The sequence below is a fragment of the Dechloromonas sp. ZS-1 genome (assembly GCF_039649255.1).
Lineage (GTDB): Bacteria > Pseudomonadota > Gammaproteobacteria > Burkholderiales > Rhodocyclaceae > Azonexus.
In genome coordinates this window covers 192,029-207,685 of record NZ_JBDIYD010000001.1, presented here as the reverse complement: position 1 = coordinate 207,685, position 15,657 = coordinate 192,029, and the positions used below count along the sequence as shown (strand labels likewise).

Below are 15,657 nucleotides of genomic sequence, written 5' to 3'. Positions count from 1 at the left end.
GATGCCGGTATTCGCCTTGGTCGATTGCAACAACTTCTATGCCAGTTGTGAAAAGCTGTTCGACCCCAAGCTGGCCTCAAAGCCGGTGGTGGTGCTGTCGAACAACGATGGCTGCGTCGTTGCGCGAAGTGCCGAAGTCAAAGCCTTGGGCATTCCGATGGGAGTTCCTTGGTTCAAAATCCAGAAGGAAGCCAAGCAGTACGGCATCGTGGCTTTCTCCTCGAATTACGCCCTGTACGCTGACATGAGCAACCGTGTGGTAGAAGTGCTGGGTCAGTTCACCCCGAACCTAGAGGTGTACAGCATCGACGAAAGCTTTCTCGACCTGAGCGGCTTCAATCGTGATTTGGTCGAGTACGGTCAGGAAATCCGGCAGCGTATTCAGCAGTGGCTGGGCCTGGCGGTGTGTGTCGGCATTGCCCCGAGCAAGACCTTGGCGAAGCTGGCGAACCATTGCGCGAAGAAAAACCTGGCTGGTTCCGGTGGCGTGTGTGATTTAACGACCATGACCCAATCTCAACTCAGCCAACTGTTTGCCGGTATCGACGTTGGCGAGGTCTGGGGTGTTGGCAGCAAGATCGAGGCTCGTCTTGCCAATATGGGCATCACGACCGTCTTGCAGCTTCGGGAAGCAGACCCTGACTTGATTCGCTCTAAGTTTTCGGTGGTGCTGGAGAGAACGGTTCGGGAATTACGCGGTGTGTCCTGCCTGGACCTGGAAGAGGTTGCCCCGGATAAGCAGCAGATCATGTGCAGCCGATCCTTCGGCCAATACGTTTATGACCGCGATCAACTTGAGGAAGTCCTCGCTTCTTATGTGGCAAGGGCTGCCGAGAAGCTGCGAAAACAAGCCTCATTGGCCGGTGCCTTGATGGTGTTTATTCGCACCAACCCGTTCAACCCCAAGGAGCCGCAATATCAGCGATCAATGACCATCCCCCTGCCCGAGGCCACTGCCGATACGCGAGTGTTGGTGATGTGGGCGTTGAAAGGTTTGAAGCGAATTTATCGCCCCGGCTTCGCCTATCAGAAGGCCGGCGTGATGCTGAGCGAACTGCGACCGAAGGCGATGGCGCAAGCATCGCTATTTGCTGACATTGAGGATGATCGTGGTCAGCGGCTGATGGCGACGCTCGACGTTATCAACCAGCGGTGGGGTCGAGGCACCTTGCGGTCGGCGGCAGAGGGGATGGAGAAGCCTTGGCAAATGAAGCGGCAGCGGCTATCGCCGAGCTACACGACAGAATGGCAAGGATTGCCGATGGTGATTGCGGGGTAGAGTTGAGGGACGGCAATCGACCCACAGCCGACGTTCGGTGCGCGAAATCTGTGATGTCAGGTAACGATGCGTAGCCGTCACCCGGCAATGCTAATAGCGCGCGACAATAGCTTTCAGAAAGCCCCGCATAGTTCCTGCGAGGCTTTCTGTAGCTGCACAAGTGTTAGCGATTTACATCAACAACAACACGCCCTTTAACTTCACCATTCAGCAATTTGGTGGCAAATGGCATAACCTCGCTAAGACCGATTTCGCGGCTGATAACGCCCAGCTTCTCGATGTCTAGGTCAGAACCCAAACGTCGCCATGCCTCAAGGCGGTCAGGCGTTGGGCACATGACGCTGTCGATACCCGCCAGCGTCACGCCGCGCAGAATGAAAGGGGCGACCGACGACGGAAAATCCATACCGCCCGCTAGGCCGCAAGCGGTAACAACACCACGGTATTTGGTTGTGGCGCAAACATTGGCCAAGGTATGGCTACCCACGACATCGACCGCACCGGCCCAGCGCTCTTTACCCAAGGGCTTGCCAGGTGACGAGAATTGCGCGCGGTCGAGCACTTCTTTGGCGCCCAAGCCTTTCAGATAGTCTGCTTCCTCTGGCCGACCGCTCACAGCAACCACCGTGTAGCCAAGTTTGGTCAGCACGGCCGTGGCGACACTGCCGACGCCACCTGCCGCACCGGTAACCAGAATTTCACCTGCTGACGGCATGAGACCGTGCCGTTCAAGTGCCAAAACGCACAGCATAGCCGTATAGCCAGCGGTACCGATAGACATGGCTTGCTGCGGCGTAAAACTGGCAGGCAGGGGGACCAGCCAATTCCCATTTAACCGGGCTTTTTGCGCCAGGCCTCCCCAATGGCCTTCGCCGACGCCCCAGCCATTGAGCAGCACCGCATCACCGGGTTTGTATCCTGGATGCGAAGAGTCTTCAACGGTACCAACCAAGTCAATGCCGGGAACCATAGGGAATTTACGGACAACGGGGCCTTTACCGGTGATTGCCAGGCCATCCTTGTAATTCAGTGTCGAATGGCTGACGCGAACGGTCACATCGCCTTCCGGCAGTTGTGATTCGTCAATGTCCCGGAGTCCAGCGCGGTAGCCGGATTCGTCCTTCTCAATCAAAATCCCTTTGAACATGTGAGTCTCCTTGGTAATTTAGACCGAACGTCTAGTAAAAGGCAAAAAAATTAGCCGGGGGGTAACCCAGCAAAAAAACCTCGTGCAAAAACTTCAAGCGGCTCTGCGCTTTGTTCCAACTTCGCCCTCAGCACCGCACCCTCCCAGCCAATCCAGAAAAAAGCAGCGAGTTGTTCACAATCGGCTTGCCGTGAAAGCTCGCCTGCTTCTTGAGCTGCCATCAGGCAACGCGCAAATCTTGACTGCCAATCGTCGAAAACCGCTTGCAACTGCCTGCGGAAGCTTTCTGGGAGGGAGCCCATTTCCTGACCCAGATTTCCGATGAGGCAGCCGCGCCGAAAATCGTGACTAGCCATGCCGGCCTGGGCTCCGGCTACGAAAGCCCGTAAACGCGCGAGTGGAGAGATGCTTTTGTCGCTGAGATAATGGTCAATCTTGCGAGCAAAAAAATGAGCGTATTGCGCAATTAACGCTGTACCGAAGGCCTCTTTGCTTTCAAAGTAATGATAGAAAGACCCTTTCGGAACGCTGACACGGTGCAAGATTTCGTCAATGCCTGTGGCCGAGAAACCTTTCTCGGTCAGAACTTCCAAGCCGGCGCGCAGCAGCAAATCACGTGTTTCAACCAAATACTCTCTGGGTTTAGGTGGTCGGCCACGCCTACGGGGAGTTGAAAGCTGAGTTTCCATGTTTTTTATATTAGACCGACCGTCTCATTAAATCAAGTAACTTTTAAGTAGGCCAGTTTTTGGCGCTGGAGCCGTTAGCTCAATTTGCCGCAGAAACCGAACTCGGTTCCCGGTTTGACGAGGCATTCCGAGCGTTTAAGCAAGTCATCAGGCAGGTTTTGGAGCGGAGACGACGGATGAATGTCCGCTGTGCAGAAAAGATGGGCGGCTGGTTGTGGCCGAATGCTGACCGATCAAGACTCTGCCGAGTACATCAACTGCCGCTGGTGCTTCAAAGTCAGCAGCACAACGTCAGCGTCGGAATGGGCGTACAAAACAATGAACTGCTGGCCGACGACGTACTCGCGCAGTGAAGGCAGTCCAGCTTGCTCAGCCAGTTGCTGAACAGCGTTGGCTTTCAGCGCAGCTTGTGCAGATTTTGCAGATAGAAACCGTGCTGGCCGACCGCTGGCTGGTGACCAGGCCAGGATGGCGATCATATCCCTGAGGTCTTCCTTCAGCTTGGCTAAGCGACCATCTGCAGATGCTGCATCTTGGACGTGGAAGAACTGGTGTGCGGCATCCAGGTTGGCGAGGAAATTCGGTGCGGCTTCGACCTTGGCGTTAAGTGGTAACGCCATTAAGACAAGGCTTTGATGAGGTCAGCGTTCGATACGCGATGACCGGCCAATACCTCACGCAGCCCTGCCTCAGCTTCCGTTAGCAGGACTAGGCTGGCATGTTCCTCTTCCAGGGCATGGTAGTAGTCAAGCTTCTTCGCATCGACCAAGGCGACGTAAGCCGCCCCGTTCTTGGTCAGCAGCTTTTCAGCCCCGGAAACCACATCATCAGCCAACTCGGTCAGGCGGGCGCGAGCCTCGCTGATCGGTACGACATCTTGGGCAGTGAAGCTCATAGCAACATCCTTTAACAAAAACGTTAACGTTTAGTGTAGCAGACAGCGATGGCGTTGCAGATGTTGCAGATGAACTCAGGGATAAATTGCACCCAGGGATGCAAATTGCTTCGGGTAGCCTGTCTTCAACTTGGTCGGCTGAATACGGTTAGCCAGGGTCACAGCGGTGTTCACCCGAGAGTGCGGCCAAGCAATGTCCAATCCGTGAGGCAGAAAAACTTTGCGATAACGGTTAAACGTCAGCCTCGGCCAGTGATCCTGAATGATCGTGCCTGATGCCCACGCACTGTAGATCGCCTTATTCTGGTGGCTAAGTGTTGCCAATACCGATGGTGGAAGCTCAGCCACAAGGTTCAAATGCGAGAGGCCAAGCTGCTGAAGGCGATCAGACAACTCCTGGCGAACCACCGATAACGACCAGTCATTGCTGTTGGCCTTACCCATCTTCCGCAACTCCGCACCACGATAAACACGCTCGTAGCGCAACAAATTTTGGGCGAACTGTAGCAACTTACGCCAGTAGGAAGGCTTACCTTTGATGGGCTTGCGAATCATCTCCAGATGCTTGTTGTAAAACTTGTCGGCGGCTCCATCCTGCTGTTTGCCAACGTAGATGGTTTCGATGCCGGTCAACTCCTCATGAACGGTAACTGCAAATCCGTCGATCAACAGGCGCTCACGAATGTGTTGCAGGGTTTCCACCACCTCAGCCTGGGAGGAAAGGGGGAATGCGCCATTTATATCGAGGCGCTCAAGCTCAAACCCCTGCTGCATGTAGAACTCTCGATCAGCCTTGGTGAAGGGCACACCGAATCGCTGGTGAACGAAAGGCATTAGGCCGACCATCAAGGCTGTAGCGTTATTGGTCCCGACCAAGTTGTGCCCCTTGAGCAGGGACATTGGCGATACAGGGCCTGTCCTCATCGTATTTGCTGCTACAACGAAGGTGGCTTTGAAGCTACCGCAAGGAGTCTGAACCCTTCTCCAGAATTCACTGCCCTTGGCTTTCGGGTCGCTGGCCTTGGCAGCAGTCACTGCTTGCAGCAGTTTTGAGCGCATCTGGATGATGCCGTCAGTGGTATCAATCATTGTTGTATTCCTTGACTGCATTCGTACTCAAAACCGATCTGGCTATCGGTTATTGAACATTGATAGTCTTGTTCAATTTGTTGAGTACGCTGCGTATTACCGTGATTTGTACTGGCCGCTTATCTGGCTTGGTGTATTGGGAATTAGTGGTCGGCACTGCATCAGTTGCAGCCGATGCAGTGCCAAGCCGCTCATCACACCGTACTCAGAATGAGGGGGTTGATGACGTAGAAACTTTGCTTGCCGCTCTTCGAGCTTGGCATGGCGATCTGCCTCGTCGGGGTGCCACGGGCTCCAAGCATCAATAGATTGCGACTTTTAAGTGCGGCGATCACGGCTGACTTGCCATGCTGAAGGCAAACTTGCTGCTGGAAAGCTTCTTGGCTCAGCAGGAATGCCGTCACGCCATCCACGGTGTGGGTGAAACCGCATGGCAGGCCCTTAGCTGAACGGTGTTCGACAAGCGGGATGAACGACGCCTGATGGTCGGCGATGTAACCTTTCACTGATGCGAACACGGGATCACGCGCGACCGCCTCAGCCTCGTATTGACGGTTCCATGCCTTGAAGCAGGTACGAGCAGCGCGGATTGCAACACCAGTATCGAAAGGCAAGATCCCGATTTCAATCGCAAGCTCCCCTGCGTATGCAATAGTCGCCAAACGCCGAGCAACATCAAGCTGAAGCCCAATTTCCGGTAGGTCGGCACAGCCACTCATCAGGGTGTCCTGAATTTTCTCGACGCGCGCAGCCGCGGACTGTTCGATTTCGTCCTGATGATCCACGAGATGCTGAATAAACGCAGGCCCAGCGGTGCCGTAATACTTCTGAGCATTCATCGCCATAGCTCCAGCCAATGCAGCATGGTTTTTATAGCCATGAGTATTCTCGAAGACGCCATGTGATGAAAACGGGATCGAGAGCATTCGAGCCAACTGACCAGCGGAAGCTGTTAATCCATACTTGGCGAGGAAAGCAGCGAAGCTCTGTTCCCCTGTCGAAATTGTTACTAACCGGAACTTATGTACCGGCTGGACTTTGCTGTCTGAATTCAACCGTGATTTCGACGAGCCGTTCATCAGGTCATAGGCAGCCTCACCGGCATCACTAGCTTTGGCTTGCGACAATTCATCAAGTGGAAAAACCAAGTCGTTGCGATCAACTGCAGATTGCAGGAGAGCATTGGCCGTAGCCTTCCAACTTCCCATGATTTCCTCATCACCGTAGACCGAACAAATGGCGGCAAGGGTGGCCGTTTTTCCGGAGCGCGAAGCTCCGTGCAAAAGAATACCGATGTTAGGCTGCTTCACTAAACCCAGCAGTGGTCCAGCAAAGGCAGCGGAGAGCAGTAATAGCTGACGTGAATTGCCAGCAAAGAACTTGGCGACAAACTGCTTCCACTCCTCCAGCGTTCCCTGCTTTTTGAACGGTGCGGTTCCGTAGAAATACACCGCAGGCTTTTCTCCCTTGGGGGCCAGAATTTGGTTTCCATAGATGAAAACCTTTTTTCCACTCTCACCATTGCGGTGCCAGCCGGGCTTTTCTACGCGCATGAGATTTTTCTGGGGGCTGCACCAGGTCAGCAACTCATCGAGGACGAGCAGCACGGTTTTCTTGGGGGAGAAATACTCCCAGCCACAATTCAGAAGCCTTGCGATAAGGCTCTTGCTGTCTTTGCATTCAGCTTTTGGAACTTGAAGCTCGTGCCATGCGCCCCGGTCATCCTTGAATTTGAGCAAAACCAACACCTTCGGTTCGGTGTCTCCGCGAATATAGGCATCCGCTTTGATAGGGAGACAGACCTTGGTCAGGTTGCCATGTTCCTCCTCAAGTTCCAGGAAGTCTTTTTTGAGCTTGATGGTTCCAAGCGAGCACTGACGTGGCGGCTTGGATTGAGGTTGATCGCGGTCGGCAGTACTGCTGTCAGCATCCTTGAGCAGACAGGAGCGTTTGCCAGTGCGGAGGTCGTCGGCTGTAAGCATAATTATTGCACCTCCGCTTTGATTTGCTGGGCGCGACTGGCGACCCAATCGTCAATGTCGGACTCGAGCCAGCCAACGGCACGGCCACCAGGACCGGAAAGGCTGAAGTTCTGGGGGAAACGTCCATCTTTCTTCAGAGCGTAAAGCTGAGCACGTGAGATGCCTACACGTGGAAGCACCTGCTTCAAACGAAGAATTTTAGATGTCCTTGGAAACAAGGACGGTGTAACTACCCGCATTGCCATCATTTTTCCTTTCATCTCAATTAACTCGCTGTTGTTTCAGCGTTCCGAGATCGTAGAAAAATAGTGAAGCAGCTACCTCCGGCGCAGAAAGGAGTCTACTCGGCAGGTCCTGCTGAGATTGTTCTCTTCTCAGCAGGATGCGGAATGGCAAAATAACGGCTACTCTGTGGCGGCTAGGCTTAGGTATCGCCAGGGTTCAAGATGCTGCTTGGCGAGCTTCCATTGTTCATCGAATGCCCTGCCAAACTGTACTGAGTTAAGTTTTTGCCCCGGCGGGATTCGAGCAATCTTTGGGTAGGCAATTGCATATAACTCAGCCCGACTCCGTTTGCTCATTTTCTCCTGCTTTTCGTCGTAGGCAACTAAGTCCAGTAAGCGGAGAAGCGACAATAAATCACCTCTTTGAGTCCGCTGAGTAGGCTGAACGCCGTTATTTTTTGCCCACACAGAGGCTTGTCGCTCAAGCACTGAATCTATGTACCTGAGCAATGCTTTGCGACTTTTTGTCTGTGTTGCATCGCGGAGGCTTACTCTGAGAATGATCTCGCCGGGGGCCAAAAAGACCTTTTTCTTCTTTCGATCTGAAAATCTACCGTTACTGGTATCAACCCAAAAACTAACTTGAGCACTAGAAAACTTGGGCCGGCAGCAGGAATAGGGTTCACGATAGTCTTTAAATTTCAACAAGCCGAATTCGGTAAGCGAAACCTCCTTGATCTCCTTTATGGAGAGTTGCTGTGCCTGAACTTGGTCACAAAAATCACGAAAGCTTGAGTTTCGGCTTAAGAATTCCCATGCCCATCGACGGTTTGTCCACTTATCCGAACGAGGGTAGTGGCTACTGGTCAGTCCTGTAGGAAAAACTGCAGAGGCAACTACTTGGCAAGTAGTGGGCTGTGTAACGCTCGATAGTTGGTGTGGTGAAGCCTGAAGGGTTTCAGCGTGTTCGGAATGACTCATTTTGTTCTCCGAGAAGTTACGGGAGATGCGCCAAAGATGGCGTAAAATCGAATCCGACGCAAAGAAAATCCTAACCCTAAAATTCTAAGAGCGTCTTGTAAAAGCCAGTCATCTTGGCGGTGGCGATGACGGTATTTTTGACCGTCTTATGAAATACTCTAATGAAAACAAACCTTTGGATTCAAATGGGTCTAATCGCCCGTTATTGCGAGCGTCTGCTGACCGCAGAACGCGACTGATCAGCGCGAGGGGACTGGTTTTCCGGTGAAATACTGGCAATCCGTCCCCGATGCCTGCAAAACGATGCGGAACGGCATCTGCGGGCCCTTGAACCCAAGCGCCCGGCAGCCATGCGGATGACTTACTTCATGCGTCACGAAATAGTGCTGGCAACGCAAGCAGGGGGCAGGTTTTCCGGTCGAATCCATGCGGCGACATTTGATATGAAAACGCCCGAACCACTGGCATGGTTCGGGCGCTGAATCTGGTGGGCCGGGGGCTCCGAAACAAACCATGCAAACAATTGGGCCACAATGCTCTTGTGAGTTATGAAAAAAGAGATACCCCCAATAGTACCCCCGGGTGATCCGTGCTGACGCCTTGTTTGCAAGTTGCCACTATCTTTCGATGACTGATACTTTATCCCAACTACCGCCTATTGCATGGGCATCTGGCGGCTGATCGGCCAAATCGGTCATTGGCCATATAAGTGTTATCGGTCAGCAATCCGCCGGTTAGCCGTCCTTCAGCCCTGATGTGTTGGGAACAGCTTTCCTACTTTGCGCATATGTACTATCGACCCAATGCGGAATTTCGCGGAATTACTCGCGATTGAGTTCTAGCAGTTGTAACAATCCATACACATCGCCGAGAACCCACAGGTCAGCGACCAGTCCATCCCTAAACGAAAAGAGCGCTGCGCCAGCCCACTCGACCTTTTTCCCTGTTGGTTTGAAGCCAAAAAAGTCCCCACGGTGTATTCCTGAAAACCGCATTCGGGCAAAACACTGATTGTCTTCCTCAACCAAGTCAAGAATATCGCATCGGTAAGCACCAAGTGCCTGATGTACAAAATCTACGTAATCAGCAAACTCGCAATGTCCAGTTTTGCTTTGACCGAGCGAGCCTCTGAACGTGAAGTCCGACTGAAGCAGCGAGGGAATTGCCGTTATGTCGTGCTTGTTCCACACATCGGCATAGAATCTTTGAACAACAGTCTTGAGCGCAGAATAACCCATGGTGAGTGCCCGAAAATTTCATGATGGGCATCCATTTTGCCCTAGGCCCTACAATGATTGAGAGGTCCGCTTCTGTCTGACAACAAGAGCACAAGATGATGCACGAAAGCGGCCGCACGGGGTGATTCGCTCTCGCAGCCGCAATGCCCGGCTAGCTTTCAGTCTGCTCCGGAATTTCCAACGCATTGCCTACCTTGAGACCGAGGAAGCGAACGATGCCCCCAGCTTGGAGTGACCAAGTAGTAACTGAACAGCCCGTAGCTTCTTCGTGCGCTTGTCGATTAAAGGAATCGTCCCTCCATTACGGCCAACATCGACGGACAAGCCTGCTCTGCCCTTAATCCGTCAATGACGCCCTGGCGGTCGGCTGGCAACCTATTCTGACTTACCTTCCATTTTCCCTCGATTGAACCGATGGGAATCTCGATTCCCACAATGGCTTTGAGTTGTGCCGCGATAAAGTCTTCCGGGGCATCGGAGAGCTGGCTGCTGGCGAGCGGCTGCCATCCACCAGGGCTTTGGCCGAGTCCTTGGGCGTCTCACGTGGAACCGTGACGGAAGCCTATGAGCAGTTGATGGCCGAAGGATGTCTGGATGCACAGCCCGGTGCCAGCACACGGGTAGCCGCTACTGTCGTTGATCACTCAACTTGAGAGGAATGATCACTCAACTTGAGAGCCCATTAGCCTATCAGCCCGATTGACTCGCGACAGCAATAGCCTTCACTCCCACCTATTCCCGCTATTCCGCCTTTGCGGTCATTGGGGCCGTTGGCTGAGTTAGGTAGCTATACGCCAGTAACAAAAAAAAATGACTTTGGACGCCTGCCTTCCTGTGCGTTGGCCAAACCAACCCGAGCATACCTATGGGTAAGGGAGCGCTTATTGGTCGACAAAAGCCAGGTTCTCTAGAAAATTTTGGCACATAGGGCAGCTACCCAAAACGAGCGCGCAATAGGCGGGCTCAAAGCATTACGAAAGGTCCTGATTTTCCGAGAGGGTCGCCGGTAGTTGGCTTTCGCCAAAACCCGGGTTTCAGTCTCTCACTCTGGCTCTGAGGCATGAAAATCGATGGGGCGCCGGTGCTTTCATGCGGATTTCCAACTCGCGCGTCACCCAGTTCTCCAAAGCGTTGTCATTGCGCACTGTCTTGCGCAATTCCCGGTTTTACGGCCCTTGTACTCCAAGCAATAGCCTTTTTGAATTCTAGTATGGGAATAATAAAGAATTTGGTCCTACCTGCGCGACTCCGCATCAACGGATGGCCAATGCTCCTTGAGACGCACGTGCGTCCGTAAGATTTGCCATTCAGTGCGGCCCCCTTCCGTTCCAGCACTTCTCTATCTGGCGCCCCATGCGTGTCGCCAGCGCTGGATCCAGTACTTCAATGATGCAGAATTCCGGATCGTTCGTATCGCGCATGACGGGCGTCAACAAAGGGCGCCCCAACGCGTCGGTAAAACAAGCGACATTAGGACTGTCAAGAATGCCGGGGGAGTTGCGAATGACCACAGCCATTTCGCGCGTGCCCAAGCGAAGCACGCTACCCGGGGGGTAGAACCCCAGATCCCAGATCAGGGTCTCGATCAGATGGCCATCGTAGCGATCCAGTCCGTCGCTATAGAGTGCCTCCAGTGCCCTGCGCGCCATCAACCGATCACGGTAAGGTCGCGGGCGTAGCATGGCGCTGTAGGCATCGGCGAGCGCCAGTATTCGCGCCCCAATGGAAAGATTCTCACCGCGCTTGCCAGCATAGCCACTCCCATCCAGAAACTCATGATGATCGGCCACGACCGAAAGCCAAAGCATGTCTGTCACCCCCAGACTGCCCAGCAATTGCACTCCGCGCTCAACATGCTGTCTGACCCGCCCCATTTCTACATCGCTCAGCATGTCCTTCGAATTGATCAAATCGATCATGTCCAGCAACCCCAGATCGTGGGTCAGCGCTGCACTAACCAACGACACCCGTTGTTCCCGGTTCAAGCCGGAGGCCAGACCCAAGCGGCAGCAAACGACGGCGGCCATCATCGAATGGACGGCAATGTAGGAATGAAGATTATTCAGATGGATGCTGGCAAAACTGGCATCGGGATCGGCATCGCAAAGCTGGATCAACTCGCCAGCGAGACTTCTGACGCGTTTTGAGAAAACACCGGTTCCCGGTCGCTCGCGGATGTCGCCATAGATATGCCCAAGCCGGTCAGCGAGCGCAGACATGGCTGCAAATACGTTGATTCGCTCGCCAGGTGGCTGCTTGAAATAGCCGCTCTCCTGAACGCGTGCTGCCTCTTCCGCTGATTTGATGGCGCTACCACGCAGCAGGAGAAGACATTCATCGTGTGTAAATACATCGAAAGCCAGGCGCTGTCCGGAAACAAGCGGAATGGCAGACATGGAAATCATGGACGCCCCGCCTCTTCGCCAGACCGCCCCAACAACCTGCCGATGATGCTACGCAAAGCGACCAAGGAAAACGGTTTAACGATGTAGTCATCGGCGCCAGCAGCCATGCCTTCCTCGATGTCGGATGCCTGGGCCAAGGCTGTCATCATTACCACGGGCGTATCGCGCAGTTCCGGATCCTGTTTGACAATCCGGCAAATGCCAAAGCCGTTGATTTCTCCAGGCATCATGACATCAAGCAGGATCAGGTCGGGACGATGCAGGTGAATGGCCGCCAGACCAGCCTTGCCGGAATCCGCTTCGATCAGGGTATGGCCGAATGGCTTGACCGCCATGGCCACGAGCAAGCGGATCTCCGGACGATCTTCAACTACCAGGATCTTTCCAGGATTATTCATGTACCCACCATTTCGGAAAGAGCGGCAATGCTGTTTGACTGCGCATGATTTGCTGGAAAACCTAAAACCACCTCGGTTCCCTGATTGAGCTCGCTCGAAATACCCACCGTTCCTCCGTGAAGGTCAACGATCTCCTTGACGATGCTCATACCCAGACCGGTACCCAGTATTCGTCCGGATGTGTCGGCACGGAAAAACCGCTCGCAAACCCTGGCCACCGACTCCGGCGTCATGCCCACACCCTGATCTGTAACGCTTACCGCGTAACCCTGACCAGTGGGCGTATCGGCGCGCCTGACCGTCAGAACGATCTCGCCACCATCCGGTGAATACTTGAAGGCGTTAGTCACCACGTTATTGATGGCCTGCGTTACCTTACGGCGGTCTCCCTCGATATTCGCCTGCACGACATCAAGATGCAACGTGATTCCCCGACTGTCATTCGGGAAGCGGAATGACTTCGCCACTTCTCGCGCAAGCTGGCACAAATCCAGTGCCTCCAAGACGAAATCCTGGCCCCGGCGCGCCTCGATCCGAGCCAGATCGAGCAACTCGTCGATGATGGATGCCATCAGGGTGGATTGGCGATGAATCGTGTCGATCAGTTCGTGAGTCGTTTCCTTGTCAAAGCCCGAGTCTTCGAGAAGCAGTTCCGAAAATCCCAGAATGCTGACCATCGGGGTCCTCAGCTCATGAGCGGCCGTCGACAGGAATTCGCTCTTCAGACGATCCACCTCGGTTTCGTACGTGACATCCCGGAAGTAAAAGATCTTGGAAACGCTCCGTTCAGCGCTTTGACGCCGCCCGATTTCCAGAACCCGCCGCTCCGGCTTGTCCAATTCCAGCAGATGGCGTCCCCCGGGCCCCTCCCCGCTCACCTTTCCGTTACCCTGCTCCAGTGACTCGAGTACCTTCAGGTTGCTCCGCGAATCCGACAGGCAGCGGAGTGCCAGCAATCCAAGCAGTTCCCGCTCGCTCAATCCATAAACGTCATTGCCATCCAGCCCTGTCAGCACGCAGAAAGCCGTGCTGGCATATTCGATCAGGCCATTCTCCCCGAACGCGATGAAGCCGTCCGGGCTGAGCGCAAAAATCGCATTCAACTGGGCCGTGCGTAATTTGAGACCGCTCTCCGCGAGTATTCGCTCATGAATGTCGGAATGGGAGCCCAGGAAACGGCTCGGACGCCCGTCGCTGTCCCGGATGGCCTTGCCCCGCGCAAGGATCCAGCGATAGGAGCCGTCCTTGCAGCGGACGCGATGCTCGACTTGATAGAGATCGGTCTTGCCGTCCAGATGGCGCTGAACCTCGCCCAGAACGCGTTCACGGTCTTCCGGATGAATCCGCTCTTCCCACTCTTCGTATCGATTTGATATCTCATCATCACGATAACCGAGCATCTCTTTCCAGCGTTCCGACAAGTACAGGGTACCGCTACGGATATCCCAGTCCCAGATGCCATCGTTTGAGCCGGCGACCGCCAGTTCCCAGCGTTCCTCGCTCTTTGCGAGCTGGTACTGCATTTCCTTGCGCTCCGTGATATCCCGCGCAAAACCTACCGTTCCGAGTATCTGCCCCTCCGGAGTCACCACCGGCTTCTTGAAGGCTTCAATCCAGCGCCGGGCCCCGGCGATTTCGACGGGCTCCTCGAGGTTCTTTTCCTGACCGCTCGCCATCACCTCCCGATCATCAGCCCGATACTGCTCGGCCAGCGATGCCGGCCAGGCATCGAGATCGGTCAGCCCGCGCAGCTCATCGCCAGTGCTGCGGCCGGCAGCTTCTGCAAAACGTTGATTAACCGCCAGAAAACGACTATCCGCGTCCTTGAGCCAGACCATGAAAGGGAAATTATCAAGAATTGCCCGCAGATAGAGTTCCCGTCGGCGCAACTGCTCCTCTGCTTCGCTCCGCTGGGTCACGTCGGAAAGCATGCCATCGAGACGGATGACCGAACCATCGTCGCCAACGACTCGATGGGCTCTTGCCTGCAACGTCCGTAGTCCCTTTTGTGGATTGTTGAAGCGAAATTCGATATCGATGTTCTCGCCATCATCGATCAACCGGCGTAACGCGCTTTGAATGACCTCGATATCGTCGGCATGAACCGCCGCGAAGAAAACGCTCAGGTCGCCTTGCACGATCGCGCTGTCGATGCCTGTCACGCTTGTGCTGGACGGGCTGATGTAACTGAGTTGCCTGCCATCCGGGGTAAGCGACCAGATCCCGTCCTGAATCGATGCGAGGATGCTTGCAAGCTTCTGCTCGGAAGCCTGCAGTGCAGCAGTCCGTTCTTCGACACGGCGCTCGAGCACATCATAGGAGTCCGTCAGGCGACCCAGCATCTGGTGAAATGCCCGGGCGAGACTGCCCAGCTCGTCATCACGGCGCATTTCCGGTATGGACTCCGGTCGCCCGCTCTGACTGATCCGCTCGGCGGCAAACGACAACTCGCTCAGCGGCTGTGTCAGAAAACGTGCAGCCCGCCGCGAGATGACGGTGACCCCTATCAGCAGCACGGCACCAATGACCACGAAAACCACGAACAAGGTGTCGAGTTCATGCAAGGCAACATCACGATCCTGACTGATGCTCACTGAGAGAAAGACAGCTCCCAGTGGCTGCGGAAAATCGATGTGCACGATGGATCGGATCGCATTCTCGCCGCCGAGCGAGCCAGTGATGAGCTTGCTGTGGGCATCAAGCAAACCGAACTGATATTTTCCTGCGTGTTTTTGCAATAGCTCCCCGGCCGGGATAATCAGGACGATGGCCCCCTCGGCCTGTCCCGTCAGCCGGTACACCACGGGGAGTACGGCAACCAGCCTGAACGATTTGTCGCTGCTGGAACCGAGCAAGGCACCACCCGGATTACCGGACGTCAGGGTCGCATCGACAAGATCCGAGAGGCCTTCGACAGGCTCTGCCTCATTGGACGAGCTGGCAGCCACCACACGTCCGCGATAATCGGTGAGCAAGAGTTTTGCGCCCGGGAACGGCAGGCTCTGGCTTGACAGCAAGGGAGCCAGGTAGGTCATTCGCCCGAGGTTATCCGCCAGCGCATTTGCCGTCACCGTGTTGTTGGCCAGCGACCGAGCCAGGGCAATTGCCGATTCCATGCGCAACACGACTTCACGTTCCTGCTGTTGCGCCGACATCGCGAGAATCGACCGAGTGTTGGTAACGATCAACTGCCGGCTCAGCATGAAGGCAGCAATGGCAATGGCAGCCGTTACCAGCAAGCCACCTACGCCCATGGTCAATGCGATCTTGCGCTGGAGCGATGCGTTCTCGAAGCGCGTCCGTAGCGAACGCAGTGCGTTCAACATGATG

13 protein-coding genes and 1 pseudogene are annotated in these 15,657 nt (G+C 54.6%); 2 read left to right on the top strand and 12 right to left on the bottom strand.

Features of this window, described 5'->3' with window-relative positions:
- Position 1: 1 nt before the first annotated feature.
- On the top strand, positions 2 to 1,279 hold the full coding sequence (locus tag AACO21_RS01000; RefSeq protein ID WP_346190611.1) for a Y-family DNA polymerase: 1,278 nt from the start codon (positions 2 to 4) through the stop codon (positions 1,277 to 1,279).
- Positions 1,280 to 1,442: 163 nt separating this feature from the next.
- On the opposite strand, the gene AACO21_RS00995 is transcribed toward AACO21_RS01000, so the two are convergent.
- From AACO21_RS00995 to AACO21_RS00955, 9 genes are all read right to left on the bottom strand, one after another.
- Positions 1,443 to 2,426: an MDR family oxidoreductase gene (locus AACO21_RS00995; protein WP_346190610.1), complete on the bottom strand. Its 984-nt coding sequence runs from the start codon at positions 2,424 to 2,426 to the stop codon at positions 1,443 to 1,445.
- Between the two features lie 50 nt (positions 2,427 to 2,476).
- Complete coding sequence (locus AACO21_RS00990) at positions 2,477 to 3,055, bottom strand: TetR/AcrR family transcriptional regulator (protein WP_346190609.1); 579 nt, start codon at positions 3,053 to 3,055, stop codon at positions 2,477 to 2,479.
- Between the two features lie 293 nt (positions 3,056 to 3,348).
- Positions 3,349 to 3,735, bottom strand: coding sequence for a hypothetical protein (locus tag AACO21_RS00985; RefSeq protein WP_346190608.1), 387 nt, complete (start codon positions 3,733 to 3,735; stop codon positions 3,349 to 3,351).
- Positions 3,735 to 4,010 (bottom strand): type II toxin-antitoxin system Phd/YefM family antitoxin, encoded by a 276-nt coding sequence (locus tag AACO21_RS00980; protein WP_346190607.1) that lies wholly within the window; start codon positions 4,008 to 4,010, stop codon positions 3,735 to 3,737. The genes AACO21_RS00985 and AACO21_RS00980 overlap by 1 nt, the downstream gene beginning before the upstream one ends.
- Before the next feature lie 75 nt (positions 4,011 to 4,085).
- On the bottom strand, positions 4,086 to 5,099 hold the full coding sequence (locus AACO21_RS00975; RefSeq protein WP_346190606.1) for a phage/plasmid replication protein, II/X family: 1,014 nt from the start codon (positions 5,097 to 5,099) through the stop codon (positions 4,086 to 4,088).
- A gap of 194 nt (positions 5,100 to 5,293) precedes the next feature.
- A complete protein-coding gene (locus AACO21_RS00970) occupies positions 5,294 to 7,081 on the bottom strand; it encodes a DUF927 domain-containing protein (RefSeq protein ID WP_346190605.1) in 1,788 nt (595 codons plus the stop codon).
- A gap of 2 nt (positions 7,082 to 7,083) precedes the next feature.
- Positions 7,084 to 7,341 (bottom strand): AlpA family phage regulatory protein, encoded by a 258-nt coding sequence (locus AACO21_RS00965; RefSeq protein WP_346190604.1) that lies wholly within the window; start codon positions 7,339 to 7,341, stop codon positions 7,084 to 7,086.
- 144 nt (positions 7,342 to 7,485) lie between these two features.
- Entirely contained in the window at positions 7,486 to 8,286 is an 801-nt protein-coding gene (locus tag AACO21_RS00960) for a hypothetical protein (RefSeq protein ID WP_346190603.1), read from the bottom strand.
- 821 nt (positions 8,287 to 9,107) lie between these two features.
- Positions 9,108 to 9,524 carry an ester cyclase gene (locus AACO21_RS00955; protein WP_346190602.1) on the bottom strand — a complete coding sequence of 139 codons (417 nt, stop codon included), beginning with the start codon at positions 9,522 to 9,524 and terminating at the stop codon, positions 9,108 to 9,110.
- A gap of 476 nt (positions 9,525 to 10,000) precedes the next feature.
- Here AACO21_RS00955 and AACO21_RS00950 point away from each other — a divergent pair.
- Positions 10,001 to 10,123, top strand: a pseudogene (locus AACO21_RS00950) (winged helix-turn-helix domain-containing protein); the annotation flags it as partial.
- Positions 10,124 to 10,831: 708 nt separating this feature from the next.
- On the opposite strand, the gene AACO21_RS00945 reads toward AACO21_RS00950, so the two are convergent.
- The 3 genes from AACO21_RS00945 to AACO21_RS00935 are packed head-to-tail and all read right to left on the bottom strand — an operon-like array spanning position 10,832 to position 15,653.
- Complete coding sequence (locus AACO21_RS00945; RefSeq protein WP_346190601.1) at positions 10,832 to 11,929, bottom strand: HD domain-containing phosphohydrolase; 1,098 nt, start codon at positions 11,927 to 11,929, stop codon at positions 10,832 to 10,834.
- Entirely contained in the window at positions 11,926 to 12,327 is a 402-nt protein-coding gene (locus AACO21_RS00940; RefSeq protein ID WP_346190600.1) for a response regulator, read from the bottom strand. The genes AACO21_RS00945 and AACO21_RS00940 overlap by 4 nt, the downstream gene beginning before the upstream one ends.
- Complete coding sequence (locus AACO21_RS00935) at positions 12,324 to 15,653, bottom strand: PAS domain S-box protein (protein WP_346190599.1); 3,330 nt, start codon at positions 15,651 to 15,653, stop codon at positions 12,324 to 12,326. Before AACO21_RS00935 ends, AACO21_RS00940 begins: the two co-directional genes overlap by 4 nt.
- Between the last annotated feature and the right edge of the window lie 4 nt (positions 15,654 to 15,657).

Excerpts from the sequence above, each read along its gene's own strand:
- AACO21_RS01000 (WP_346190611.1), top strand. The coding sequence starts at position 2 with ATGCCGGTATTCGCCTTGGTCGATTGCAACAACTTCTATGCCAGTTGT.
- AACO21_RS00995 (WP_346190610.1), bottom strand. The coding sequence starts at position 2,426 with ATGTTCAAAGGGATTTTGATTGAGAAGGACGAATCCGGCTACCGCGCT.
- AACO21_RS00985 (WP_346190608.1), bottom strand. The coding sequence starts at position 3,735 with ATGGCGTTACCACTTAACGCCAAGGTCGAAGCCGCACCGAATTTCCTC.
- AACO21_RS00980 (WP_346190607.1), bottom strand. The coding sequence starts at position 4,010 with ATGAGCTTCACTGCCCAAGATGTCGTACCGATCAGCGAGGCTCGCGCC.
- AACO21_RS00975 (WP_346190606.1), bottom strand. The coding sequence starts at position 5,099 with ATGATTGATACCACTGACGGCATCATCCAGATGCGCTCAAAACTGCTG.
- AACO21_RS00970 (WP_346190605.1), bottom strand. The coding sequence starts at position 7,081 with ATGCTTACAGCCGACGACCTCCGCACTGGCAAACGCTCCTGTCTGCTC.
- AACO21_RS00965 (WP_346190604.1), bottom strand. The coding sequence starts at position 7,341 with ATGAAAGGAAAAATGATGGCAATGCGGGTAGTTACACCGTCCTTGTTT.
- AACO21_RS00960 (WP_346190603.1), bottom strand. The coding sequence starts at position 8,286 with ATGAGTCATTCCGAACACGCTGAAACCCTTCAGGCTTCACCACACCAA.
- AACO21_RS00955 (WP_346190602.1), bottom strand. The coding sequence starts at position 9,524 with ATGGGTTATTCTGCGCTCAAGACTGTTGTTCAAAGATTCTATGCCGAT.
- AACO21_RS00945 (WP_346190601.1), bottom strand. The coding sequence starts at position 11,929 with ATGATTTCCATGTCTGCCATTCCGCTTGTTTCCGGACAGCGCCTGGCT.
- AACO21_RS00940 (WP_346190600.1), bottom strand. The coding sequence starts at position 12,327 with ATGAATAATCCTGGAAAGATCCTGGTAGTTGAAGATCGTCCGGAGATC.
- AACO21_RS00935 (WP_346190599.1), bottom strand. The coding sequence starts at position 15,653 with ATGTTGAACGCACTGCGTTCGCTACGGACGCGCTTCGAGAACGCATCG.